Origin of the sequence: Spongisporangium articulatum (assembly GCF_044465595.1) — a bacterium.
GTDB lineage: Bacteria > Actinomycetota > Actinomycetes > Actinomycetales > Kineosporiaceae > Spongisporangium > Spongisporangium articulatum.
On the sequence record NZ_JBITLV010000002.1, the window covers coordinates 138240 to 162630 of the forward strand.

22 protein-coding genes and 2 tRNA genes are annotated in these 24391 nt (G+C 70.3%); 15 read left to right on the top strand and 9 right to left on the bottom strand.

Annotation, left to right across the window (positions count from 1 at the left end):
• Window positions 1–843 precede the first annotated feature (843 nt).
• Window positions 844–1929 carry a toll/interleukin-1 receptor domain-containing protein gene (locus tag ACIB24_RS06850; RefSeq protein ID WP_398277173.1) on the top strand — a complete coding sequence of 362 codons (1086 nt, stop codon included), beginning with the start codon at window positions 844–846 and terminating at the stop codon, window positions 1927–1929.
• Between the two features lie 248 nt (window positions 1930–2177).
• Here the strand turns inward: ACIB24_RS06850 and ACIB24_RS06855 are convergent, their stop codons facing one another.
• From ACIB24_RS06855 to orn, 5 genes are all read right to left on the bottom strand, one after another.
• Complete coding sequence (locus tag ACIB24_RS06855; RefSeq protein ID WP_398277175.1) at window positions 2178–2552, bottom strand: DUF5615 family PIN-like protein; 375 nt, start codon at window positions 2550–2552, stop codon at window positions 2178–2180.
• Window positions 2549–2779 carry a DUF433 domain-containing protein gene (locus ACIB24_RS06860; RefSeq protein WP_398277178.1) on the bottom strand — a complete coding sequence of 77 codons (231 nt, stop codon included), beginning with the start codon at window positions 2777–2779 and terminating at the stop codon, window positions 2549–2551. The genes ACIB24_RS06855 and ACIB24_RS06860 overlap by 4 nt, the downstream gene beginning before the upstream one ends.
• A 37-nt stretch (window positions 2780–2816) precedes the next feature.
• Window positions 2817–2892 (bottom strand) — tRNA-Lys (locus ACIB24_RS06865).
• A gap of 75 nt (window positions 2893–2967) precedes the next feature.
• Window positions 2968–3043: transfer RNA gene (locus tag ACIB24_RS06870), tRNA-His, on the bottom strand.
• Between the two features lie 69 nt (window positions 3044–3112).
• Window positions 3113–3745 (bottom strand): oligoribonuclease, encoded by a 633-nt coding sequence (orn, locus tag ACIB24_RS06875; protein WP_398277181.1) that lies wholly within the window; start codon window positions 3743–3745, stop codon window positions 3113–3115.
• 70 nt (window positions 3746–3815) lie between these two features.
• Here orn and ACIB24_RS06880 point away from each other — a divergent pair, with 70 nt between their 5' ends.
• From ACIB24_RS06880 to ACIB24_RS06915, 8 genes are all read left to right on the top strand, one after another.
• A complete protein-coding gene (locus ACIB24_RS06880; protein ID WP_398277184.1) occupies window positions 3816–4982 on the top strand; it encodes a PrsW family intramembrane metalloprotease in 1167 nt (388 codons plus the stop codon).
• Window positions 4983–5194: 212 nt separating this feature from the next.
• Window positions 5195–5707, top strand: a complete 513-nt coding sequence (locus tag ACIB24_RS06885) for an ATP-binding protein (RefSeq protein ID WP_398277187.1) — start codon at window positions 5195–5197, stop codon at window positions 5705–5707.
• Between the two features lie 54 nt (window positions 5708–5761).
• Complete coding sequence (locus ACIB24_RS06890; protein ID WP_398277190.1) at window positions 5762–7009, top strand: MFS transporter; 1248 nt, start codon at window positions 5762–5764, stop codon at window positions 7007–7009.
• A 333-nt stretch (window positions 7010–7342) separates the two neighbouring features.
• Window positions 7343–8611, top strand: coding sequence for a GGDEF domain-containing protein (locus ACIB24_RS06895; RefSeq protein ID WP_398277193.1), 1269 nt, complete (start codon window positions 7343–7345; stop codon window positions 8609–8611).
• A gap of 83 nt (window positions 8612–8694) precedes the next feature.
• Window positions 8695–10158, top strand: a complete 1464-nt coding sequence (locus ACIB24_RS06900) for an MFS transporter (protein ID WP_398277196.1) — start codon at window positions 8695–8697, stop codon at window positions 10156–10158.
• Window positions 10159–10177: 19 nt separating this feature from the next.
• On the top strand, window positions 10178–10627 hold the full coding sequence (locus ACIB24_RS06905) for a CrcB family protein (RefSeq protein ID WP_398277199.1): 450 nt from the start codon (window positions 10178–10180) through the stop codon (window positions 10625–10627).
• Window positions 10624–10983 carry a fluoride efflux transporter FluC gene (locus tag ACIB24_RS06910; RefSeq protein ID WP_398277202.1) on the top strand — a complete coding sequence of 120 codons (360 nt, stop codon included), beginning with the start codon at window positions 10624–10626 and terminating at the stop codon, window positions 10981–10983. Before ACIB24_RS06905 ends, ACIB24_RS06910 begins: the two co-directional genes overlap by 4 nt.
• 77 nt (window positions 10984–11060) lie before the next feature.
• The gene (locus tag ACIB24_RS06915) at window positions 11061–12347 is read left to right on the top strand and encodes a hypothetical protein (RefSeq protein ID WP_398277205.1); all 1287 of its coding nucleotides are present in this window, start codon (window positions 11061–11063) and stop codon (window positions 12345–12347) included.
• Between the two features lie 5 nt (window positions 12348–12352).
• Here ACIB24_RS06915 and ACIB24_RS06920 read toward each other — a convergent pair whose 3' ends face one another.
• Window positions 12353–13219 carry a glycosyltransferase gene (locus ACIB24_RS06920; RefSeq protein WP_398277208.1) on the bottom strand — a complete coding sequence of 289 codons (867 nt, stop codon included), beginning with the start codon at window positions 13217–13219 and terminating at the stop codon, window positions 12353–12355.
• Window positions 13216–14376 carry a DegT/DnrJ/EryC1/StrS family aminotransferase gene (locus ACIB24_RS06925; RefSeq protein WP_398277211.1) on the bottom strand — a complete coding sequence of 387 codons (1161 nt, stop codon included), beginning with the start codon at window positions 14374–14376 and terminating at the stop codon, window positions 13216–13218. Before ACIB24_RS06925 ends, ACIB24_RS06920 begins: the two co-directional genes overlap by 4 nt.
• A 311-nt stretch (window positions 14377–14687) precedes the next feature.
• On the opposite strand from ACIB24_RS06925, the gene betA reads away from it, so the two are divergent.
• From betA to ACIB24_RS06945, 4 genes are all read left to right on the top strand, one after another.
• Entirely contained in the window at window positions 14688–16355 is a 1668-nt protein-coding gene (gene betA, locus ACIB24_RS06930; protein ID WP_398277213.1) for a choline dehydrogenase, read from the top strand.
• Between the two features lie 74 nt (window positions 16356–16429).
• Entirely contained in the window at window positions 16430–16885 is a 456-nt protein-coding gene (locus tag ACIB24_RS06935; protein WP_398277216.1) for a PPOX class F420-dependent oxidoreductase, read from the top strand.
• A 130-nt stretch (window positions 16886–17015) separates the two neighbouring features.
• Complete coding sequence (locus tag ACIB24_RS06940) at window positions 17016–18053, top strand: MsnO8 family LLM class oxidoreductase (protein ID WP_398277219.1); 1038 nt, start codon at window positions 17016–17018, stop codon at window positions 18051–18053.
• Window positions 18054–18183: 130 nt separating this feature from the next.
• Window positions 18184–20586, top strand: a complete 2403-nt coding sequence (locus ACIB24_RS06945; RefSeq protein ID WP_398277222.1) for a putative bifunctional diguanylate cyclase/phosphodiesterase — start codon at window positions 18184–18186, stop codon at window positions 20584–20586.
• Window positions 20587–20589: 3 nt separating this feature from the next.
• Here the strand turns inward: ACIB24_RS06945 and ACIB24_RS06950 are convergent, their stop codons facing one another.
• A complete protein-coding gene (locus ACIB24_RS06950) occupies window positions 20590–20730 on the bottom strand; it encodes a hypothetical protein (RefSeq protein ID WP_398277225.1) in 141 nt (46 codons plus the stop codon).
• Between the two features lie 97 nt (window positions 20731–20827).
• Here ACIB24_RS06950 and ACIB24_RS06955 point away from each other — a divergent pair, with 97 nt between their 5' ends.
• Window positions 20828–22069: a serine hydrolase domain-containing protein gene (locus tag ACIB24_RS06955; RefSeq protein ID WP_398277228.1), complete on the top strand. Its 1242-nt coding sequence runs from the start codon at window positions 20828–20830 to the stop codon at window positions 22067–22069.
• A 3-nt stretch (window positions 22070–22072) separates the two neighbouring features.
• Entirely contained in the window at window positions 22073–23578 is a 1506-nt protein-coding gene (locus tag ACIB24_RS06960; protein ID WP_398277231.1) for a TIGR03560 family F420-dependent LLM class oxidoreductase, read from the top strand.
• Window positions 23579–23590: 12 nt separating this feature from the next.
• On the opposite strand, the gene ACIB24_RS06965 is transcribed toward ACIB24_RS06960, so the two are convergent.
• On the bottom strand, window positions 23591–24181 hold the full coding sequence (locus ACIB24_RS06965) for a hypothetical protein (protein ID WP_398277233.1): 591 nt from the start codon (window positions 24179–24181) through the stop codon (window positions 23591–23593).
• Window positions 24182–24391 lie beyond the last annotated feature (210 nt).

Consider the following 24391-nt stretch of genomic DNA (forward strand, 5'->3'; position numbering starts at 1 on the left):
GTCAGGCGTTGTACGCCAACAGCAGAGCCACTCCTGCAAGGGCTAGTACAGCCACGACCAAGACGAGGCGGTCGGTGCGGCTCGATGAGTCGAGCGTTCGCTCTAGCAGCTTCAGTAGCAGGTGAAATAGACGCACCGCTTCCCCTTTGACGTGGCCCCATGGATGGACACGGCGCCAGCCTGAGGCGACCGCCGACGCGCCATTAGCTTGTCATGGTGGACACCTCAGTGTCCACTTGGCCAGAAGTGTGTCCATCCGTTATCCTTCCGGCACGGGGTGCTCTGGCTTGTGGAAGCTGGGGTGTCAGAGTTGATCGGCTAGGCTGGATTTGCGCGACACATATCGGCATGCGTTGCCGAAGGGTGTTGCATGCTGAGCTGCGCTTCTTATTAGGAGGTCGACGCACGTTGGTAGCGTCCGACGATCTGCAACGAGAACTTAAGGCGTTGGCTCCTGGCAGAGGGCTCGGGTCTCGAGATTTGAGTACTCGCGTGGGTCCGACCCTCCGCGAGCTAGCCGGTGTCGATCGAGCAGATGAAACCGGGATAGCCAGAAAGAAGCTTGAGAAGTTTCTGAAACAGTATATAAATGACTTGAGCGAGCATAATCGGAATGCGATCAACATCGCTCTTGGGATCGGTACTGGATCTCGCACCGAGACCTTATCTGAGCGAATTTCTCGGATGTCTCAGGATGCGAACAAGTCTACGCGGACGTCTCGACGGCGCATTGACATAGCCTTCAATGAACTTGCGAAATCGATTGCCAGAGTCTCGGCCTCATCCTTAGGGTCGGACGAGAGGCGTAGATCAGAGGTAGGAAGCCTTCCCGAGGCTCCTATTGTGGCTTTCCTTAGCTACTCCCGGGGTGACGACGAACAATTCCGCTTTGTTGACCCACTTATTAATGGACTGAAAGCTTTTGTGCATATTAAGTCCGGGCGAACGATTGACATCTTTGTCGATCGGGAGTCGATCGGCTGGGGGGAGGACTGGCAGCAGGCGATTAGCCGAAGCGTTGATGCTGCGACTGTGTTTCTTCCCATTGTCACTGCCAATTATCTTCGTCGACCTCATTGTCGCGAAGAATTCCTTGACTTTATAGCCAAGGCGCAGGTTATGGGTGTAACGGAGCTGCTTCTGCCAATTGTTCCATTTAGCTCTGCTGTCATCTCTGTTGATAGCCAAGATGAGATTGCCGCCCATACGGCGAAGACGCAGTATCACCTGCTGGAATCAGCGATCTTGAAAGGTTACCACTCTCCAGAGTGGATGACGGAGATGTCGGGATTGGCGGATGATTTGCTCACTGCGGTAGCTCAGGCGGAAGTGCGGTTGGCAAGCGCTACGAAGACGGATATCGAGGAGACTGCACTTGGCCTAGCGGGGCGTGAAGTTAGCGCAGCGGAAGACGGTCAGGCATTCGTTGAATTGACTAGCGCCCTGAATCAGAACATTGAAGCTATGGCTGAGCATGCCACTCGGGTTGGTCCTCACTTTGAAGATCTAGCCGAGGCTGCAAACTCGCTGGCTGCTCCGAGCAACCCGACCCCGGCGCAGGCGCAGATGTGGGCAACTAATGTGGCGCGGCAACTTACAGGGCCATCCAAGAGTATTGAAGCGGACGGGATCGCAATGTATAAGGCTGCTATGGAGGCCACGCGGAATCTAGAGGCCCTTAGAACTCTCGCGCAGGAATATGCAGATACAGAGTTTGGCCCGGGCATTAGTGAAGGAGTTGGCGGGCTGCTGGATCAGCTCGAAAACTTGACTGAAGTCGAATCAAGTATGAATGAGCTGCTAACAAGCATGCGACAACTGGAAGCTTTTTCTATGCCGGTTCGTAAGGCTGTTGCCCCACTTCGGCGGGGGGTTACTGCTGTTCGCGACACGATCCGGCTGACGGCAGGCTGGGATTCATTGCGGTGACCCGAGTCAGAGCTGGTTCGTCCAGAGGCGGCGTGTTCGCCATGCGGTGACGACCTTTGTCTGAGACATGGCTATGCATGCTGGCGCTGTTCGCAGGATCTGGCGTCCGCCATGTGAGCACCGCAAGACGAACCCTCTAGCTGAGTTCATGAGACCAAATGTGGGTCGGGCGTGGTCATTGGCGACAATCGATGATCGTTTCGACAGGTGAAACGATAGTGATAGGCCCGCCGCCGAGGCGAAGCACGTCAATTTCGTCCGGACATGGGTAGTTGGCGTATTCGAATGCGGTCATCGGTGATCACTATGAACGAGCCAGCTTCCAGCGCTTCCTCAATATCGTCGAGGTGTGCGACTAGCACCGAGACAATCCTTTTCGCGGTTCGATCTGAGCGTCTGAAGAGGACGACACTCGGGACCGAGTCACCTGAGCGAGCCAGGATCTCGCCGAAGTCGGTGTCGGCGGAGAGGAGTATGCGCTGTTGCTGGGCGGCTTTGGCCATCACCTGCTCGTCATGCTGGCCTGCGAGTCCGACGTCTAACGCATGGACAGCGTCGTGCCCTTCGGTGTTCAGGAGGCCGGCCAGCAGGACCGACAGACATTCGTCGACCAGGAACCTCATGCCGAGGGGCGCAGCGGGAGTTCGCGTTCGTCAACGGCATTGGCGGCGAAGCGCAGCCCGGCCAGGATGCCGGCTTCCGACAGGGTGGGGTACTCGGCCAGAACGTCTTGGAACGAAAGCCCGCGGCCAAGAAGTGCGACCACGGTGGCCACGGGGATACGGGTCCCCTCGATGCAGGGAACTCCGCCCATGACTCGATGATCGATGGAAACACCGTCGAGGGCCATGTGCTCTCCCGGGATGGGAACTGCGACTTACAAGTACTGGTGCGCCATCAGGGACTCGAACCCCAAACCCGCTGATTAAGAGTCAGCTGCTCTGCCAATTGAGCTAATGGCGCGTGACGGGGACCGAGGCTAGCAGTCGATCACCGTCGGAACGAAACTCGCGGGTCAGGCCCGGTTCGTGTCGTACCTGGGGTGAGTGACGGGACTTGAACCCGCGGCATCCTGGACCACAACCAGGTGCTCTACCAGCTGAGCTACACCCACCATGCCTACCGGTGGGACCGGTCAGCGACGACGAGTGTACCGGTTCCCGGGAGTGCCCAGCACCACGGTTTACCGAGGGGCCGGGAGCACGTACTTGGCGGCGATGGCCTTCGCGGTCTCACTGTCGGGGCCCGGCTGGGGCACGAACAGGGCCTCCCGGTAGTACTTCAGTTCCTCGATGCTCTCCCGGATGTCGGCCAGGGCCCGGTGCCCGCCCGTCTTGGCGGGGGAGGCGAAGTAGACCCGGGGGTACCAGCGCCGGGCCAGCTCCTTGATCGAGGAGACGTCGACGATCCGGTAGTGCAGGTGGTTCTCCAGCTCGGGCATGTCCCGGGCCAGGAAACCCCGGTCGGTACCCACCGAGTTGCCGGCCAGGGGCGCCTTCCGCGCGTCCGGGACGTGCTTCTTCACGTACGCCAGGACGGCGGCCTCGGCCTCCGCCATCGTCGTCCCGCCGTTCAACTCCTCCAGCAGGCCCGACGTCGTGTGCATCTCCCGCACGACGTCGACCATCTGGTCCACGGCCTCCTGGGGCGGCTTGATGATCACGTCGAGTCCGTCGTCCAGGACGTTCAGCTGTGAGTCGGTGATCAGGACGGCGACCTCGACGAGCGCGTCGCGCTCGAGGTCCAGCCCGGTCATCTCGCAGTCGATCCAGACGATCCTGTCCTGCCCTGCGCGTTCTGAGGAGTCGGAGGCCACGCGCGTACTTTACGACCGCCTTCCGCCGTGGGCGACAACCTGCACAGTGCGCGCCGGTAACCTCACCGGCATGGCCCAGGAGGTTCCGTACCAACCGAGGAGGCCTGCGGGGGTCCCGGCGGACGCCGTGCTGCCGGCGCCACGTCGCCCGCGGGTGCGCTCGGTCCTGCTCTGGATCGGACTGGGCGTGCTGCTGCTGGGCTGCGGACTGCTGTCCCTGCTGCTGATCACCACCGAGACCGGGTTCCTCGGGCTCGTCACCGGGCTGGTGCTGGCGGCCGTGCCGGTCTTCCCGGTCGTGGCCACCTTCCTGTGGCTCGACCGCTATGAGGCCGAACCGCCCGCCCTGCTCGCGCTGACCTTCGCGTGGGGGGCGGCGGTGGCCACGTTCGGAGCGCTCGTGGTCAACACGGCCTCGAACGCCGCGATCAAGGCGGCCGGCGGCGACGTCAGCACGACGGCGGTGTTCGTGGCGCCGTTCGTCGAGGAGGCGATGAAGGGCAGCGCGGTACTGCTCATCCTCCTGGTCCGCCGGCGCGAGTTCGACGGTGTCGTCGACGGCATCGTCTACGCCGGGATGGCCGGGATCGGCTTCGCGTTCGTCGAGAACGTCCTGTACCTCGGGCGCACCCTGTCCGAGTCCGGCGGCACGGGTGTCGTCTTCGTGTTCGTCCTGCGGTGCCTGGTCTCGCCGTTCGCGCACCCGCTCTTCACCGCGGCCACGGGGGTCGGCCTGGGGATCGCGGCCACGACCCGCAACCCGCTGCTGAAGGTCTTCGCGCCGGTCGCGGGCTACGCCACGGCCGTCGTCCTGCACGGCGCCTGGAACCTCTCGGCCGCCTCGGGTTTCGCCGGCTTCGCCACCGCCTACGTGCTCTTCCAGCTCCCGGTCTTCGCGGCCGTGGCCACGCTCGCGCTCTACGCCCGACGGCGCGAAGGTCGGCTCGTGGCCAGACATCTCGCCGTCTACGGGGGGACCGGCTGGCTGACCCCGGCCGAGGTCTCGATGCTCGCGTCCCTGCCCGCCCGGCGGGACGCGCGCCACTGGGCCGGCCGCACCGGTGGCCCCGCCGCCCGCCGGGCGATGCGTGACTTCCAGGAACTGGCGAGTGAACTCGCCTTCCTGCGCGAGCGGATGGCGCACGGCACCGCCCCGGGGGACGCGCGGCAGCAGGAGTACTCGATGCTGGCGTCGCTCTCGTCGCTGCGCGGAGCGTTCCTGCCGCGCTGGACGTGACTCCGACGTCGGCGAGGTCTCGGGACGAGACCCCACCCGGTTGCCTTTCGTATCAGCATTCCCCGATCTGACCTGCGTAAACCAGTCCTTTCTGAGGATGTCTCCGGCCCCCGCGGCGGGTTAGTCTGAAGATCGAATCCAGCTGTGGCACGCCTGCCCGGTGGAACGGTCGAGACGGCGCCGGCGAGATCTGGTGCGGACGGGGGTGGCCTGTGTCCGAGGAGGCCGCCCTGTCCCTCGCCCCTGCGCTGGCGCCCCAGCTCGCCGTCCCGCGGGCCGCGGTCCCGCGCGCCGACTGGCAGGTCGAGTCCCGGGAGGTCCCGGCCGATCTCGCGGCCCTGGCCGACGTCCGGGTCGCCGTCCGGGAGGTCCTCGACGGCTGGCAGGCTCACGAGGTGGCCGACGACGTGGTGCTCGTGGCCTCCGAACTGGTGGCGAACGCCGTCCAGCACGGCTGCCGGCCGGGGGAGGTGGTCGAGCCCCCCACCGTGCACGTCGGGGTCTGCCGCGGCCGGGCGCGCATCCTGCTGTTCGTCACCGACCCCAGCCCGTCGGCCCCCCTGCGCGGCCGGCGCGACCCGATGGGCGTGGCCGGGCGCGGGCTCGACATCGTGACCGCCCTGAGCACCGCCTGCGGGTGGACGCCGGGGCGGCGCGACGGCCGCGGGAAGACCGTGTGGGCGACGTTCCGGTTCCGGCCGTTGCGGGCGACGCCGTCGACCTGAACGTCACGTCGTGACGTGAAAGCATGATCACGTCACCGCCGGCCCGGACGGCCGGTGCCAATCACCGGACAGGGAAAGCCGACGACACCGCAGCCTCCGACCTCGGGGCGGACCAGCTTCGCCGACGTCTTCGCCGTGCCCGAGTTCCGCGTGGTGTGGGTGGCGCAGCTCCTCTCCCTGATCGGTGACCAGCTCGCCGTCGTCGCCCTGACCTGGCTGGTCTACGACCGCAGCGGCTCGTCGCTCTTCGCGGCGGCGACGTTCGCGATCGGCTTCGTCCCGTGGCTCGTCGGCGCCCCCCTGCTGGCCGGTCTGGCCGACCGGTTCCCGCGCCGCGAGGTGATGGTGGTCTGCGACCTGCTGCGGGCGGGGCTCGTCGCCCTGATGCTGCTGCCCGTCCCGTTGTGGGTCGCGTGTCTGCTGCTGTTCGCCACCGAGACGGTCGCGGCTCCCTTCGCCTCGGCCCGGGCCGCCATCCTGCCCGACATCCTGCCGGGGGAGCGGTACGTGGTCGGGACGGCCATCGGGAACGTCACGAGCCAGGTCGGCCAGCTGATCGGGTTCGCGCTGGGCGGCGCCCTGGTGGCGGCCCTTGGGGCCCGAACAGCCTTGGCGGTGGACGCCGTGTCCTTCCTGGTCAGCGCCGTCCTGCTCGGCCACGGGTTGTCCCGTCGCCCCGCTTCGGCTGCGGAGCCGCTGCGGGTGGGGTCGGGGCAGGTTCTGGCGGGCGTTCGGCTGATCGTGCGCGATCCGCAGCTGCGGGTGCTGACCGCGATCGCGCTCCTGTGCGTCTTCTACGTCGTGCCCGAAGGGCTGGCCGCACCGTACGCGGCGGAGCTCGGACAGGGCCCGCTGGCCGTCGGAACCTTGCTGGCCGCCGGCCCGGCCGGGTCGGTGCTCGGCATGCTGCTCGTCGCTCGCCTCGTCGGCGCGCAGCGTGGGCTGCCGTGGTTGGGACACGCGGCCGTTCTGACGGTCCTACCCCTTCCCCTTCTTCTCGTGGAGCAAGAGATCGCCTGGGCGGTGGTCGTCCTGGCTGTCTCCGGAGTCGCGTCGTCCTACCAGGTCCTGGCCAACGCGGCGTTCGTGAGCGCGGTGCCGGCGCCGATGCGCGGACGCGCGTTCGGCGCCGTTCAGGGTGCGCTCAACGCGGGGCAAGGCTCGTCGATCGTGGCGGCCGGTGCGTTGGCCCACTGGTGGGCACCGTCGAGCGTCGTGGCCGCCTCGGGGATGGTCGGGGCGGTGGTAGCCGTCTGGTTGGCCCTGCTCTGGAGAAGGCAGCCGCTGGCCGCCGGTCACTGATCAGCTCCACTTGGTGCTGCGCATGGCGGCCTCCTGGGTTGGGGTGCGGGCGTGGGTGGGTGGTGGTGGGGTCAGCTCCACTTGGTGCTGCGCATGGCGGCCTCCTGAGGAAAATTCGTTGTTCGTCGGATGAATTGGACACTTCTGTCCCGTCAGTGTCCTCGCGCTGTGAAAAATGAGTACAGAGGGCTACGAGTGATCACATGATGCGAATTGCACCACAGAGGGAAACCTCGCCCTGGACGTCCGACTTGTGCGACACTCCGTAAAGTGTCCGTTGCGTACCGCTGAGCGCGACCGGGCGAGATGCCCGACTTTAGGGGGAGGTGTCCAGTGATCCCGCGGGGTGAGGCCTCAGCCCGGCCGGGGCCTGGACAACCGGCGCCGAGCAGCCTCACGTCCTGGCTCGGGGGCTGGGACTACTGGACCCTGCCGACCTCGTTGCGCTGCTACATCGCCGCAGTCGGCGGCATCTGGGCGCTCGGGTTGCTGTGGGGCATGGTCGTCATGCCCTACCGACTGAGCGACGTCGGGATCTTCCTCCTGTTGACCACCTGCGGGATCGTGGCGGTCGAGGCACAGCGGGTCCAGGGCGAACCGTCCGGCATGACGAAAGATCTCCTGTCGGCCTGGTGGCTGCCCATCGCCCTCGTCCTGCCGCCGGCCTACTCGCTGGTCGCGCCCATCCTGCTGATGGTGCAGTTCCAGGTCCGGGTGCGGCGCAGCCCCGTCTACCGGCGGGTCTTCAGTGTGTTCGCCATCGGTCTGGCGCACGCCGTGGCCTCCCTGGCCTTCACCGCCACGATCCGGGCCCTGGGCGACCCGGTCGTCGCCCGCGGCTGGGCTGTGCTCGGCTGGGCCGGGGCCGGTCTGCTGGCAGCCGCGATCGCCACGTTGCTGGCCGGCGTGGTCGTGGCCGCCGCCGTCAAACTCTCGTCGCCCGAGGAGTCGTGGTGGGATCTCCTGTCGCGGGAGAACATGACCATCGACGTCGGGGAACTGTGTCTCGGCGTCATGCTCTCCATCCTCGCGATGCTCAACCCTCTGCTGCTGCTGATCGCCGTGGTGCCGGTCGTCCTGCTCCAACGGGTCCTCGTGCACGACCAGCTCACGGCGGCGGCGCGCACCGACCCCAAGACCGGGCTGCTCAACGCGCTGGCCTGGGAGCGCGAGGCCACGGTGGAGATCTCCCGCGCCTCGCGTTCGAGGACCCCTCTGTCCGTGATGCTCCTGGACCTCGACCACTTCAAGCAGGTCAACGACCAGCACGGTCACCTGGTCGGCGACGAGGTGCTGCGCAAGGTCGCGACCGTGATGCGCGAGCAGACCCGCGAGTACGACAGCTGCGCCCGGTTCGGCGGTGACGAGTTCGCCGTCCTGCTGCCCAATTCCGACCTGGCCGAGGCCCGGGCCACGGCCACCCGCATCCTGCGCAACGTCGACGAGATCCGCGTGGTGGTCGGCTCCGACGTCGTCGGCACGTCGGTCTCGATCGGCGTCGCCGACCTGACTCATCGCGGCGAGGGGGTCACGGACCTGCTCGCAGCCGCCGACCTCGCGCTGTACCGGGCGAAGTCGGCGGGCCGTCACCAGCTGGGCTGACCGCCCGCCGCAGTCGTGGCTGATCGCGAGCCGTGAGGTGCGCTCGAGGTGCGCGCGGCCCGCGTCGGCGTGACCCTGCAGGCATGCCGACGTCGTCCGCAGGCCTGATCCGTACCGACATCCCGGCCCGGCTGGACCGGTTGCCGTGGGCCCGCTGGCACGTGATGGTGCTGGTCGGGCTGGGCAGCGTCTGGATCCTCGACGGTCTCGAGGTCACGATCGTCGGCTCGCTCGGCGACCGGTTGACCGAGAAGGGCAGCGGGCTCGAACTCACCGCCTCCCAGGTCGGCGTGGCCGCCGCCATGTACGTGACCGGGGCCTGCATCGGCGCCCTGATCTTCGGGGACCTGACCGAACGCTACGGCCGGAGAAGGCTTTTCATGGTCACGCTCGGCCTGTACCTGGCGGCCACCGTGCTCACGGCGTTCTCCACGACGGCGCTGTGGTTCTATGCCTGCCGGTTCCTGACCGGCGCGGGGATCGGCGGCGAGTACTCGGCCATCAACTCGGCCATCGACGAACTGATGCCGGCCCGGCTGCGCGGCCGGCTCGACCTGATCATCAACGGGTCGTACTGGCTCGGGGCCGCCGCCGGGGCCGCGCTCACGCTGGTCCTCCTGGACAAGGACCTCTTCGCCGAGAACGTCGGCTGGCGCATCGCTTTCGGGCTCGGAGCGGTGCTCGGCCTGCTGATCCTCGTGGTCCGCCGCAACGTGCCGGAGAGCCCGCGCTGGCTGAGCATCCACGGCCGGCACGATGTCGCCGAGGACGTCGTGCGCGGCGTCGAGGACGACGTCGAACGCGAGCTCGGCCGCGACCGCCTGCCGCGACTGGACGAACCACCGATCGAACTGCGGCAACGCGGCCCGGTGACCATACGCGAGATCCTCGGCGTGATGCTGCGCGACCACCGGTCCCGGTCGGTGCTCGGGCTGAGTCTCTTCGTGGGGCAGGCGTTTCTGTACAACGCCGTGTTCTTCACCCAGGGTCTCGTCCTGTCCACGTTCTTCGACGTCGACTCCGGTTCCGTCGGTCTCTACGTCGTGCCGCTGGCGCTGGGCAACTTCCTCGGCCCGGTGCTGTTGGGCCGGTACTTCGACACGGTCGGTCGCCGCACGATGATCACCGCCAGCTACGTGCTCAGCGGGCTGTTCCTGCTCGGCACCGCGTGGCTGTTCCACGCCGAGGTGGTGGGGGCGACCGGCATCACGATCGCCTGGTGCGTGGTGTTCTTCTTCGCCTCCGCGGGCGCCAGCGCCGCGTACCTCACGGTCAGCGAGATCTTCCCGATGGAGACCCGCGCGATGGCCATCGCGGTCTTCTACGCGGTCGGTACCGGGCTCGGCGGCATCATCGGTCCCCTGCTCTTCGGCAAGCTCGTCGACACCGAGAAGCTCGGGCCGGTGACGTACGGGTACGTCCTCGGGGCGGCGCTGATGCTCGCCGCCGGGGTGGTCGAGTGGTTCCTGGGCGTGGACGCCGAGGGCAAGCGGCTGGAGGACGTCGCCGCGCCCCTGTCGGCCCGACCGGCCGAGGCCGCGGGCTGAGCGCCGTACGCTGCCGGGTGTGACCCTCCCGCTCGACCCGGACGCCGACGAGCCCGGCCCCTCGAGCCCGCGGGCGTCGTCCGTGCTCGTGTTCCTCGGCGGAGCCGCCGGGACGACGGTCCGCCACCTCCTGGAGAAGGCCCACCCCGTCGCCGTGGGCGGGTGGCCGACGGCCACCTTCGCGATCAACGTCGCCGGCTCGTTCCTGCTCGGCCTGCTGCTGGAGGGGCTGCTGCGCAACGGGCCGGACGTCGGGCGGCGCCACCGGCTGCGGATGCTGCTCGGCACGGGGTTCTGCGGCGGGTTCACGACTTACTCGACCATGGCCCTGGAGGTCGACCACCTGGGCCGGGCGGGGGCGTGGACGACGGTCGTCACCTATCCGGTGATCAGCCTCCTGCTCGGCGTCCTGGCCGCCGGGCTCGGCGTCGTCATGGCGAAACGGGTCGTCCCGGGTCGGGTCTCGTGACCGTCCTGCTGGTCGCCCTGGGCGGCGCCGCCGGTTCGGTCGCCCGGTTCCTCGTCGACACGGCCCTGCGCCGGCGCTGGTCCGTGCCCTGGCCGACGCTGGCGATCAACGCGTCCGCCTCGCTGCTGCTCGGCCTGCTGGCCGGGCTGGCGGCCGCCGGTCACCTGGGCGGGTCGGCGCTGGCCGTGGCCGGGACCGGATTCTGCGGCGGCTACAGCACGTTCAGTACGGCCGCGTTCGAGCTGTACCGGCTGCTGGAGACCGGTGAGCGCGGGACGGCGCTGCGCTACGGGGTGGCGAGCCTGCTCCTGCCGGTGCTGGCCGCCACGGCGGGGATGAGTCTGACGGCCGGCTGAGAGCCCGGTCGGGTGACCGCCCGGCGGTGACCCCCGCCGTCCCGATACCGTTCAGGGCCGATCGGGATGAGGTGGAGATGGCAGGCGATCCGGACGTCGTGCTCGCGGAGACGGCGAACGAGGGGGGCGGCAACGGCCGGCGGGTGCTGTGGACGTTCGCCGACCAGGCCCTGTCGAGCCTGACCAACTTCGCGGTGACCATCGTCGTCGCCCGCGAGGTCGGCGCCGACGCCTTCGGCGCGTTCGCCCTGGCCCTGCTGACCTTCAGCTTCGTGATCGGGCTCGGGCGGGCGATCATCGGCGACCCGTACGTCATCCGGTTCAGCGCCTCCGACCCCGCCGAGGCGCACGAGGCGACCCGCCAGGCCACCGGCGGGGCGTTCCTGTACGGCCTGGTCGCGGGACTCGTCTGCCTGGTCGCCGCGCTCGTCGTCCCCGACGCCGACACCAGCGGCGGCCTGCTCGCCCTGGCCTTCTGCCTGCCCGGGATGCTCGTGCAGGACACCTGGCGGTTCGTCTTCTTCGCGGCCCGCCGCCCGGCCGCCGCGACCATGAGCGACCTGCTCTGGGCGGTGCTGCAGTTCACGCTGCTGGGCGTCCTGATCCGCGGCGGCCACGAGTCGGTGTTCCTGCTGACCCTGAGCTGGGGCCTGTCGGCCACGGCGTCCGCGGTGCTCGGCATCTGGCAGGCCCGGGCCGTCCCGGCGGTCGGTTCGGGGTTCACCTGGTTCCGGCGCACCAGCGACCTCAACGTCCGGATGGGCGCCGACTTCGCGTTCAACCAGGGATTCGTGAACCTGGCCATGTACGCGGTGACCGGCATCCTCGGCCTGGTCGCCACGGGCGCCCTGCGCGGCGCCCAGACGCTGCTCGGGCCGCTGAACCTGTTCCGCTCCGGGCTCGACTCGTTCGTGCTGCCGATGATGGCGCGGCGGGCCGCGCAGGGGCGCAGTCTGCTGGGCCTGGTCACCGCGACCAGCGCACCCGCCACGGCCGTGACGGCCGCCTGGGTCGTCATCCTGTTCGTGCTGCCCGACCGGTGGGGCCGGGAGCTGTTCGGCGCCAGCTGGGACGGCGCACACACCGTCATGCTCGGGATCGGCGTCGTGTCGCTGGCCCAGGGCGTCGTGCTCGGCGCCAGCCTCGGGCTCAAGGCCCTGCGCCGGGCCGATCTCCTGCTCAAGGTCACCACCTGGCAGGCCCCCGGCATCCTGCTGGCCGGTGTCGTCGGGGCGTGGGGTTGGGGGGCCCTCGGTGCGGCCTACGGGTTCGGCATCGCGCAGGCGTGCGGTTCGGTGCTGTGCTGGTACTGGTTCTACCGGGCCGACACCGCGCCGCGGGACTGGGCCTCCGAAACCGCGTAGCGGTTCTAGAGGTAGAGCGTCCGGTACCGGACGCTTCCCTCGACGCGCCCGAGCAGCTTGCCTGCGGTGGTGGCCAGGCGCGCCGGCCCCTCGGTGCGGCGCACGCCGACGAGCGCGCGCAGCAGCCGGAAGAGGTCGCCCAGCGTCTGCCGGGGCGAGCGGCGTGGCATGCCCAGCGGCCGGAACTTGCGGTAGAGGACGACCTCGCCCTCGCCGTAACCGCGCTCCTGGCTGAAGATTTCGCGTGTGCCGACGCGGTACCGGTAGTGCAGCAGGGCGCCGGGCACGAACGTCGCCTCGACGCCCATGTCGGCCAGCCGCCACGAGATGTCCAGGTCGTGCTGGGTCGGCAGTGACTCGTCGAACCCGCCGACCTTCTCGACGACCTCGCGGCGGGCGCCCATGGATGCGCCGATCACCGCTTCCTTCCAGCCGATCACGTCGATCCGGTTCTGCTGCAACGGGTCCCGGCGGCCACGGATCTCCGGCGGGTTCAGCCGCTCGATGTCCATGGCGCCCCCCACGAACGGGGCCGTGGCCAGCGCCGCGCCGAGCGCGGTCAGGTAGCCGGGGGCGACCAGGTCGTCGCTGTCCAGGAAGGCGATGGCCTCGCCGGTGCTCTGCGCGATGCCGTGGTTCAGCCCCGCCGCCTGGTAGCCCGGGTTCGGCACCCCGAGCACCCGCAGGTTCGGCAGGCGGCCCGCGAATCCGTTGGCGACGGTGACGGTCTCGTCGGTCGAGGCATTGTCCACGACGACGACCTCCCACCACCCGTCGTACGTCTGCGCGGCGATGGACTCGAGGGTGTCGGCCAGCGTCGAGGCGCTGTTCTTGCAGGTGACCAGGACGCTGAGCGTGGGCAGGGCGGTCATGGCAGGAAGAAGCTCCGAACGGCCGTCGTGATCCGGTCCAGGGTGCCCGCGTCCATGTACGGGTGCAGGGGCAGGGTGAGCACCTGCTGGGTGGCCAGCTCGGTCACGGGCAGCGGCCCGCGGCGCGAGTCGGCGTAGAAGCTGAACTCGTGGGCGCCCAGGAAGTGGATGCCGGAGGCGACCCCGGCCTCCTTCAGGTGCTCGATGAGGGCGGGGCGCCGGGCCGGATCACTGACCCGCAGCACGTAGATGTAGGGCGCGACGTCCTTCCAGTCCGTGCCGAACAACTGCACGTCGCCGCGTGCGGCCAGGTCGGCGAAGGCGGCGTCGAACTGGCGGCAGTAGTCCTGCCGGTTGCGCACGAACTCCTCGACCATCTCCAGCTGGGCCAGCCCGATCGCCGAGGGCACGGACCCGAGGTGGCAGCGGTAGCCCTGGCGGACGACGTCGAAGTCCCAGTTCCGCTGGTTCTTGTAGCGGGCGTCGGTGTCGGAGTCGATGCCGAGGTGGCGCAGCTCGTGCAGGGTGGAGACGTCGCCCGGGTCGGACGTGACGATCGCGCCGCCCTCCAGCGTGGTGATCATCTTCACCGGGCCGAAGCTGAAGCAGGTGATGTCGCCGAACGAGCCCACCGGCCGGCCGTCGCTCAGGGTGCCGAAGGCGTGTGCGGCGTCCTCGATCACCCGCAGGCCGTGGCGCCGCGCGATCCAGAGGATCTCGTCCAGGTGGCAGGGCAGCCCGAGGTAGTCGACCGCCAGGATCGCCCGGGTGCGGTCGGTGATCAGTTCCTCGATGCGGGCCGGGTCGATGCTCAGCCCGGCGTCCTCGACGTCGCAGAACACGATCTTCGCGCCGGTCCGGGTCAGCGCCTGGTGCCCGGCGACGTAGGTGAAGGACGGCGCGATCACCTCGTCGCCCGGCTGCAGGTCGATCAGCCGGGCCGCCAGGTGCAGGGCCTCGGTGCAGGAGTTGGTGGAGACCGCGCGGCGGCCGTCCAGCCCCAGGTAGCGCTCGATCGCGTGCTCGAAGTCCTGGCTGAGCTTGCCCATGCCGAGCCAACCCGCTTCGAGGGCCGACGTGGCCGCCGCGGTGACTTCGGGCCCCAGATAGGGGCGGTAGACCGGGATGCGCTCGGTGGGCGCGATCGGGCCGTACATGGGCCTCCTTGCCTCGTGTCAGCCTCAGGGACAGGACGTCGTGCTTCTCCGGTCTCCGGTGACCGTCACAGGAATCCTGTGACGGTACCAAGCCAGCGCGCCAACCCGGCAAAAACCGTGCGCCTGTGGTAAATCGCACGACCCAGTTGTGCCCTGGAGTGCTCAACGGGGCAGGTGGGGCATGAGTTCCGGCTGGTCCCGGTCTACGGGATCTCGCCCCGATTCCGGACGACAGGGCGTCGATCCGGCCCGGCGGCCCCTCCAGCCAGGGCAGAATGCCCAGCCGGGGACCGGTGAGCTGGGAGAGGGCTGTGCAGGAACGGTACGACTACGTGATCGTCGGGGGCGGCTCCGCCGGTTCGGTGCTGGCCAACCGGTTGTCCGCCGACCCCGGCACGACGGTGCTCGTGCTGGAGGCCGGCCGCCCCGACTACGTGTGGGACGTCCTCACCCACATGCCGGCCGCGCTGCCCCTGGCCATCGGCAACCCGCTCTACGACTGGTCGTACTACAGCGAGCCCGAACCCCACCTGCACGACCGCCGGGTCCAGCACCCCCGCGGCCGGCTCCTGGGCGGCTCCAGCAGCATCAACGGCATGGTCTTCCAGCGGGGCAACCCGCTGGACTACGAACGCTGGGCCACCGAACCCGGCCTGCAGAACTGGGACTACGCCCACTGCCTGCCCTACTTCAAGCGCCTGGAGACCTGCCTCGGCGGCGTCGACGACTGGCGCGGTGGTGACGGCCCGCTGGTCCTGGAGCGCGGCGCGGCCGCCAACCCGCTCTACGACGCCTTCTTCGCCGCGGCCCAGCAGGCCGGGTACGCGCTGAACGACGACGTCAACGGCTACCGGCAGGAGGGCTTCTCCCGCTTCGACCAGACCATCCACCGGGGCCGGCGGCTCTCGGCGGCCCGGGCCTACCTGCACCCGGTCAAGCGGCGCCGGAACCTCACGGTCAAGACGTTCAAGCTGGTGCACCGGGTGCTGTTCGAGGGCGAGCGGGCGGTCGGCGTCGAGTACTCGACGTACCTCGGGCGCGGGCGGACGACGTCCGCCCGTACCGTGCGCGCCGGCGAGGTGATCCTGTGCGGGGGAGCGTTCAACACCCCGCAACTGCTGCAGCTGTCGGGCGTCGGCAACGCCGACGAGCTGAAGGCGCTCGGTATCGACGTGGTGGCCGACCTGCCCGGCGTCGGCGAGAACCTCCAGGACCACCTGGAGTCGTTCGTCCAGTACGCCTGCACCCAGGAGGTGTCGCTGACCCCGCTGCTGCGGATGCGTCGCAAGCCGCAGATCGGGCTGCAGTGGCTGCTGCGGCGCAGCGGGCCCGGCGCCTCGAACCACTTCGAGGGCGGCGGGTTCGTCCGCACCAACGACACGGTCGACCGGCCGAACCTGATGTTCCACTTCCTCCCCCTGGCCGTGACCCGCGAGGGCACCAGCCTGACCAACGGCCACGGGTACCAGGTGCACATCGGGCCGATGTTCTCCGACGCCCGCGGCACCGTGAAGATCCGCAGCACCGACCCGCGTGAGTACCCGCAGCTGCGGTTCAACTACCTGTCCACCGAACAGGACCGGCGCGAGTGGGTCGAGTGCGTCGCCGCGGCCCGGCACCTGCTCAACCAGCCCGCGTTCGCGCCCTTCAACGGCGGAGAACTGGCGCCCGGCCCCGACATCCAGTCGGACGAGGACGTGCTGGAGTGGGTCAAGGACAACACCGAGACCGGCCTGCACCCCTCGTGCACCGCCCGGATGGGCACCGGCCCGATGGACGTGCTCGACCCCGACAGCATGCGCGTGCACGGCGTCCAGGGGCTGCGCGTCGTCGACGCCTCGGCCCTGCCGCACGTGCCGAACGGCAACCTCTACGCGCCGGTCATGATGATCGCCGAGAAGGCCGCCGACCTGATCGCCGGGCACACCCCGTTGCCGCCGTCCGACGCGCCCTTCTACCGGCACGTGCCCACCGCTTGACTCTCGTGAGCACCTTCATGGGCGCGGTGTGACACCTCGCCCACCCGGTGGGCACTGTGTGGCACCGTGCTCACATGAGCGAAGAGCTGTTCCCGGACGACGTCCGCACCTTCCTGACGGAGGGTCACCGCACCGGCATGCTGGCCTGGGTGGCGCGCGACGGGCGCCCGCTCGCCGTCCCGGTGTGGTTCGTGATGGACGGCGACGACCTCGTCTTCAACACGGGCGACCACTCGGCCAAGGCGCACGCCATGCAGCGCGATCCGCGGGTCTGCCTGACCGTCGACCTGCCCGAGCCGCCCTACAAGTTCGTCCAGGTCCAGGGCACGGTGACGATCTCCGACGACCTGGCGGAGATGCTGCCGTTCTCGACCGCGATCGGCGGCCGCTACATGGGCGCCGACCGGGCCGAGGAGTTCGGCCGGCGCAACGCCGTCCCCGGTGAGCTGCTGGTGCGCCTGCGCCCGAGCAAGGTCAACTTCTCGATGGACATGACCGGCGGCACCCCCGGCGAGGGCGCGGCGGCCTGAGGGTCGTTGCTGCGTTTGCGCATGATCAACGCACAGGCTGACGCGGTGATCATGCGCAAACGCAGCACCGCAGGGTCGAGGGTGGCCCCGGATCGGGAAGCGGACCGCCGCTGCCGGGGTTGCGGCAGAGGTGAAGCTCTCCGTTCTCGACCTGATCAGCGTCCGCACCGGCCAGAGCACGTCCGACGCGCTGGCGGCCACGCTGGCCCTGGCCCGCCGCGCCGACGACCTCGGCGTCCACCGGTACTGGGTGGCCGAGCACCACAACATGCCGGCCGTGGCCTCGACCAACCCGCCGGTGATCATCGCCATGATCGCCGGCGCCACCCGCAACCTGCGGGTCGGCTCGGGCGGGGTGATGCTGCCCAACCACCCGCCGCTGGTGATCGCCGAGCAGTTCGCGCTGCTCGAGGCGATGGCCCCGGGCCGCATCGACCTGGGCATCGGCCGGGCGCCCGGCAGCGACCCGGTGGTGACCGCCGTCCTCGGCGCCTCCGGGCGGGCCGGTCAGGTGGACACGTTCCCCCGGGACGTCCGGCTCGTCGCCGAGGCGATGAGTGCCGCCGGGGCCCCCGTGCAGCTGGCCGACGGGCGCGAGTACACGTTGCGGGCCACCCCGGCCGCCACCGGCGTCCCGCAGATCTGGCTGCTCGGCTCCAGCGACTACTCGGCCCGCCTGGCCGGGACGCTCGGCCTGCCCTACGTGTTCGCCTCGCACTTCTTCGCCGGGGCCGGCACCGCCGACGCGCTGAGCATCTACCGCGACACCTTCGAGCCGTCGGAGGCCTACCCCGAGCCGACCGTGCTGGTCACGGTCAACGCGGTGACCGCCGACAGCGCGGAGGAGGCGCAACAGCTGGCCCTGCCGGCCCTGCGGCAGATGGCCCGCATCCGCACCGGCGGCCCGATGCGCCCGGTCGAGACCGTCGAGGAGGCCGCCGCCGCCCCGACCACCCCGGCCGAGGCCCGGATGATCGAGGAGATGGGCCGGGCCTGGGTGATCGACGAGCCGTCCGCAGCTGCTTCCCGCATCCGTGACCTGGCGGGTACCTTCGGGGCCGACGAGGTGATGATCTCCCAGGTCGCGGGCGGTCGGGAGGCGGACGATCCCCAGCGCTACCCGGCCCGCGAACGCAGCCTGGAGCTTCTGGTCAAAGCGCTGGCCTGACCTCCTGATCGGCGAGCTGTCCGCGAAACGCCTGCAAAGCGTGAAGACGCACCCCGCGGCGGCCGACACATAGGACGTGGAGCCGATGCGTGGATCGAGACGATCTCCGGCCTGGCTCCACGCCGTCCCGGTGCGGGCATTCGCGGCTTTCAGCCTGGTCTGGTTCGTCTGGTCCTACGCCGTGTCGCCCCACGTCGGCGACTTCGCAGCCGCCCTCGGCGGTTCGCTGCTCTACTCGGGACTCGGCTTCGTGGTCCTCGGTTACGCCGTTCGGGCGGCGGTCCGCCCCGGGGCCGACCGGGTGTGGCTGCCGCTGGTCGTGGGCCTGGGCGGGTCGGTCCTCGGGGACGCGACGTGGGACCTCGTCGACCGCGGGCTGCTGCCGGGCGGGAACTCCACGCCGTCGCTGGTCGACCTGCTCTACCTGCCCTCGTACGTGGCGCTCCTGGGGACGGTGGCCTGGCTGATCCGCCGCTACCACCAGCCCGGCGCGGGCTCCCTGCTCGACACCTTCGTGGTCGGTGTCGGGCCCGTGGCCGCGGTCTTCCCGTGGCTCATCCACCCCTATGTCGACGCCGTGCAGAGCGGTTCGCTCGCCGCTCGCGTGCTGTCCGTCTTCTACCCGACGGGCGACATCCTCATCGCGGCCTCGCTGGCCGCGGCCGCGCTCGGCGCCGGCCGCCTCGACAGCCTGCGGATCCTCACGATCGCGTTCGGTGCCGGGCTGGTCGCCGATCACGTCTACCTGGCGCAGTCGGCCGCGGGCACCTACACCGGCGGCGGCTGGCTCGACTGGTTGTGGATGGTCCAGTACTTCCTGATCGCGCTCGCCGTCCAGCGCCCGCTGCCCGAGCGCCTGCCGCCGCGGACCGCGCGTACGGACGCCGTCTACCTCGCCGGGCTGCTGGGCTGCGCCGCGCTCGCCCCGGCGGTCCTGGTCGGCCGGCTCATCTGGTCGATCGACACCACTGCCGACAACCTTGTCTACGCCGTCGCGACGCTGCTGCTGGTCGCCGCCGTCACGGTGCGGCTGGTCGGCCTGGTCCGCGAGAACCAGCGCACGGTCGCGGAGCTGAGCGCGGCCGTGGCCGACGCGGAACTCCTCGGGGCCGAGCTGCGCCGGCAGGCCACCCACGACGGCGTGACCGGCCTGCCCAACCGGCAGAACCTGGCCGACCGGATCGCCCGCCTCGATCAGGCGGGCCCGCGGCGGCACAGCCTGATCTTCGTGGATCTCGACGACTTCAAAGCCGTCAACGACACGTTCGGACACACGGTCGGCGACAACCTGCTGCGCTCCTTGGCCCAGCGGTTGCGGGCGCTGGCCCGGCGCGAGGACCTGGTGGTGCGGTTGGGCGGTGACGAGTTCGCCGTCCTGATGCCCGACACCGAACCCGAGGACGCCGCTCAGGTCGCCCGCCGGATCCTCGGCGCGCTGAAGGTCGGTCTCGAGGTCGGTGGTCACCAGGTGACGGTGGCCGCGACCGCCGGGGTCGCCGCCATGACGGGCGGTGGCGCGGACCGCCCGGTGACCGGGGACGACCGGTCGGTGGACGACCGCTCGGAGGACGTGCTGGCGCGCGCCGACCTCGCCATGTACGCCGCGAAGCGGGCCGGCAAGGACCAGGTGCTCGTCTACAACGACCAGATGCGCGCTCAGGTGCTCGGCGAGGCCGAGATCGCGCAGGAACTGGCCCGAGCCCTGAAGCACGGCCTGCTCACCGCCGCCTACCAGCCGATCGTCGACCTCGAGACCGGCCGGATGCGCGGTGTCGAGGCCCTCGCCCGATGGCAGCACCTCGGCAACGACATCCCGCCCGACGTGTTCCTCCCGATCGCCGAGCAGCGCGGTCTGATCGCCGCCATCGACCTGCACGTGCTCGAGCTGGCGCTGCAGCAGGCCGTGCACTGGCGCAGCCAGGCTCCCGACCTGCGGGTCGGGTTCAACATGTCGGCCGCCACCCTGGCGCGCGACGACCTGGTCGAGTCGGTGCTGGCCGCGCTGGAGCGGTACGGGCTGCCCGGGGACGCGCTGGTCGTCGAGATCACCGAACAGGTACTCGTCCGCAACGCCGACCGGGCCGCCGAACAGCTCGCCGCCCTGCGCGGGCACGGGGTCGAGGTCGCCCTCGACGACTTCGGCACCGGCTACAGCAGCCTCTCCTACCTGCAACGTTTCCCGATCGACGTGATGAAGCTGGACCGCAGTTTCGTGGCCGAGGGCATCGTGGACGGCGAGGCCACGCCGTTGCTGCGGATGGTCATCGAGCTCGGCCAGCGGCTCGGGCTGGGGGTCCTGGTCGAGGGTCTCGAGACCGTGGAGCAGGCGCAGGCCGTGATCGCCGCCGGGGCCCGCAGCGGTCAGGGTTGGCTGTTCGCCCGGGCCGTACCGGCCGACGACCTGCCGGGCCTGCTCGGCGCGCAGTTGGCACCGCAGGACCTGCTGGAGGACGACGGGAGCCCGGACGGTGTGCGCCCTCCCACGCCGGCGGTCCCGGCGCAGGAGGGCGCGGCGCAGTTGTCCTCGCGCTGAGGGCTAGCGGCTGCCGATGTAGACGCCGCCGTTCACGAGCACCAGGATCAGCACGGCGAGCACGAGGCCCGCGACGGGCGCCTTGAAGGCCAGCCAGGCGATGAGGAACACGATCAGGGCCAGTGCCGCGGTTCCGATGTACATGTCTCCACCTCGTCGACGTCCATGATTTTCTTCGGGTAGATCACGAGTGTGGTGCCCGAAGCTGATCACCGCACGGCGAGAAACTATGCTCGCCCGGATGCGGACCAGGCGCTGGCAACGAGGGGCGGCACTGCCGGCGGTCGCCCGGGCGGCCGTCGCCGTCGTGGTCCCGGCGCTGGTGCTGACCGGCTGCACCGGCTCCACGTCCGGTGGGGCCACCCCGTCGTCCGACCCGAGCGTGAGTTCCGTCGGCCCCGAACCGGTCTCCGCGTTGGCCGACGTCGAGCTCCCGCTGCCCGCCGCCTCGAGCGCGAAGCTGGGCGGGGCGAAGGCGCTGCAGGCGGTCATCGATGGGGTCGTCGCCGACTCCGCGACGCTGAACTCCGGAGTGCTCGGCGTGACCGCCGCAGTGGTCTCCGCCGAAGGCACCTGGGCCGGGGCGGCCGGGAAGGACGGCGCGGGCCAGGCCCTACGTCCGGACACCGTGCTGGCGCTCGGGTCGATCACCAAGACCGCGGTCGCCGCCGAGGTGGTGCACCTCGCCGCGACCGGCCGGCTGGACCTCGACAAGCCGGCCTCGAACTACCTCTCCAGCCCGCTGCTGAAGAAGAAACCGACTGTCCGGCAACTGCTCTCGATGCGCTCGGGGATCCCTGAGTTCGACGGCCGGTTGCTCTCGGACGCCCGGCGCCGGCCCACGAAGGTGTGGTCCGCGCGGGAGGCGCTCGGCTACGTCCCGGACGGCGACCTCCAGCCCCCGGGCGGCGCCTACCAGTACGCGACGTCGAACTACTGGCTGCTCGGGCTCCTCATCGAGAAGGTCACCGGGAAGGCGTGGGCGGCCGCGGTGGGCGCCGACGTCCTCGGCGCCTCGTCCGGGCTGGCGCTGCAGGCCCGGGACGGCGAACGTCCGAGTGGTCGGCTGGCCGCGCCGTCCCCCGCGCTCGGTGACAGGCCCGACGGGGAGTACGTGCCCAACGCGGGCCTCGCCTCGATCGCCGGGGCCGGTGGGGCCATGGCCGGGACGGCGCTGGCCACCGCCCGCTACGGGTACGGGTTGTACGGCGGGCGCACCCTGCCGGTGAAGCAGGTGCGGGAGCTGGCCACCGCGCCCGACGACACCGCGGGGTACGGGCTCGGCACGGGCATCAAGGACCGTGACGGGGACGTGTCGGTCGGGCATCAGGGCGACATCCCCACCTTCCTGAACGACCTCGAGGTGATCCCGCAGCGCAAGCTGTCGGTCGCCCTGCTGATGGTCGTCGATCCGACCGTCACCCCCGAGCCCGACCCCTCGGTCTACACCGCGGAGCTGGTGCGCGCGCTGGGCGCGGGGTGACCCGTGCTGCGGCTGCCCGACCCGGTGCTGCTGGTCCTCGTCGGGGCGTCGGGGTCGGGCAAGAGCCACTGGGCGGGTGAGCACTTCCGGCCCGAGCAGGTCGTCTCCTCCGACCGGTTGCGCGCCGTCGTCGGCGAGGGCCCGCGTGATCTCGAGGCCAGCGCCGACGCCTTCGACCTGCTCGAGCGGATCGTCGCGGCCCGGCTCGGGCGGCGGCTGACCACCGTCGTCGACACGCTGGGCTTCGACGACGAGCGCCGCGCCGCCTGGCTGCGGCTGGCCGTCGCGCACGGGATGCCCTGTGTGGCGGTCGCTTTCGACACCGAACCGGCCGAATGCCGGCGGCGGAACGCGGCCCGCGGGCCGGCCGACCGCCTGTCGCAGGCCGTGCTCACCGCTCAGCTGAAGCGGTACACGCAGGTGCGGGTGGGGCTGGCCGTCGAGGGGTTCACGGACGTCGTCACGCCCCAGCCGGTGCGCGTGGTCCCCGCCGCGTTCACCCCCGCCGCCGCGCCCGCCGCCGCGCCCGCCCCGGGGCCTGCGGGGCGGGCGTCCGAGCCCTCCGTCATCCGGTTCGGGCTGCAGCTGTCCCGCTGGGACGTGCCCGGCGGGCCGGCCGAACTCGGCCCGCGACTGGCCGACGTCGCCGCCCGTGCGGAGGCGGCGGGGTTCGACTCGATCTGGGTGATGGACCACTTCCGGCAGATCCCGCAGCTGGGCCGTGCCTGGGAGGACATGCCGGAGAGCGTCGCGACCCTCGGCTACCTGGCCGCCGCGACCCGGCGGGCGACGATCGGGGCGCTGGTGCACGGGATCACGTACCGCAACGTCGCCCACCTGGCCAAGGTCGTCGCCACCCTCGACGTGCTCAGCGGCGGCCGGGCCCGCTGCGGCCTCGGCGCCGCCTGGTTCGAGGCCGAGCACACCGCCTACGGCTGGCCCTTCCCGCCCGCGGCCGAACGGCTCGACCTGCTCGAGGACGCGTTGCAGCTGCTGCCCCTCCTGTGGGGGCCGGGCGCGAAACCCTTCACGGGCCGCGTCCTCCAGGTGCCGGACACGACGTGCTACCCGCGGCCGCTGCAGGCCCACGTCCCCGTCCTGGTCGGCGGCTCGGGGGAGCGGCGCACCCTGCGGCTGGTGGCGCGCTACGCCGACGCCTGCAACCTCACCGGTGACGTGCCCACCGTCCGGCGCAAGCTGGCCGTGCTGGCCGAGCACTGCGCCACCGTCGGCCGCGACCCGGCCGACGTCGAGACCACCCACCTGTCGACGGTCCTGGTCGCCCGCCACACGGCCGAGCTGGACGCCGAACTGGCGGCCCGCCGTCCGGCCCGCGGTCACGCCCGGTGGGCGGCGGCCACCAACCCCGGCACGGTCGAGGACCACGTGCTCCGGGCCCGGTCGTACGTGGACGCCGGGGTCCAGCACCTCATCGTCAGCCCGGTCGGGGTGTGGGACTCCCCGGCGCTGGAACGCTACGGCGAGGTCATCGCCGCCGTGCGCGGCTGAGTGCTCCCGGGCTCAGTCCCACCAGGCGCGGTCGCGGCGGTGGCGGTCGAGCAGCACCTGCGTGCGGTCGGGTTCGGCGACGACGGCGGTCACGGGCGAGCCGCCCGGGCTGACGAAGGTCAGGTAGCCCGCCGGCGGCAGGCCCGGGCCCCAGGAGCGCGTCACCGTAGGAGTCAGGACGTCGCCGGAGCGCCAGCTGACCGACCCGATGCCGGGGTTCACCAGCCGGTTGGCGTGCCAGCGCCATTCGTCACCGGCCACGGTCAGGAAGCCGGGCACGAGGACGTCGCTGTCGGGCAGTCGTTGCCCGGGGACCAGCCGCGGCCGGGTGGGCCTCTCGACGACCGCGCGGGGGAGCGCGGCCCGGATGCGGGGATTGCCCCGGCGGTCGCACCGGTCGGCCCACGTCCGCCACCAGCACCACTCGGCCGTCAGGTAGAACCCGACCGGGACCACCACGAGCAGCGGCAGGTAGAGCAGCGCATCGACGCACAGTGCCCCGAGCCCGGAGAGGGCCACCGACGCCGTGAGGGCACGCAGACGGGCCCGGCGCCGCTGCTCCCGGCGCGTGACCCAGGTGGACAGCTGCGGTGCGAGCGCCACGATGACTTCCTTCCCCCTGTCCGTTGCCGCCCAGGATGGCGCGTCCGGGTCGATGTGCGAAGCAGAACGGGAAAGCAAAGTCCGTGTCGCGCAACGACTGCCACATGCGCCGCAGAAGTGGGCCGGTGATTCGTGACGGGTGTGGTTCGGGTGACCGGCGCCGTTCGTCGGTGGGCGCGGTGTGACACCGCGACCGCCTGGTGAGCACTG

Excerpts from the sequence above, each read along its gene's own strand:
- ACIB24_RS06855 (WP_398277175.1), bottom strand. The coding sequence starts at position 2,552 with ATGAGGTTCCTGGTCGACGAATGTCTGTCGGTCCTGCTGGCCGGCCTC.
- ACIB24_RS06860 (WP_398277178.1), bottom strand. The coding sequence starts at position 2,779 with ATGGCCCTCGACGGTGTTTCCATCGATCATCGAGTCATGGGCGGAGTT.
- ACIB24_RS06880 (WP_398277184.1), top strand. The coding sequence starts at position 3,816 with ATGGCCCAGGAGGTTCCGTACCAACCGAGGAGGCCTGCGGGGGTCCCG.
- ACIB24_RS06900 (WP_398277196.1), top strand. The coding sequence starts at position 8,695 with ATGCCGACGTCGTCCGCAGGCCTGATCCGTACCGACATCCCGGCCCGG.
- ACIB24_RS06915 (WP_398277205.1), top strand. The coding sequence starts at position 11,061 with ATGGCAGGCGATCCGGACGTCGTGCTCGCGGAGACGGCGAACGAGGGG.
- ACIB24_RS06920 (WP_398277208.1), bottom strand. The coding sequence starts at position 13,219 with ATGACCGCCCTGCCCACGCTCAGCGTCCTGGTCACCTGCAAGAACAGC.
- ACIB24_RS06925 (WP_398277211.1), bottom strand. The coding sequence starts at position 14,376 with ATGTACGGCCCGATCGCGCCCACCGAGCGCATCCCGGTCTACCGCCCC.
- ACIB24_RS06935 (WP_398277216.1), top strand. The coding sequence starts at position 16,430 with ATGAGCGAAGAGCTGTTCCCGGACGACGTCCGCACCTTCCTGACGGAG.
- ACIB24_RS06950 (WP_398277225.1), bottom strand. The coding sequence starts at position 20,730 with ATGTACATCGGAACCGCGGCACTGGCCCTGATCGTGTTCCTCATCGCC.
- ACIB24_RS06955 (WP_398277228.1), top strand. The coding sequence starts at position 20,828 with ATGCGGACCAGGCGCTGGCAACGAGGGGCGGCACTGCCGGCGGTCGCC.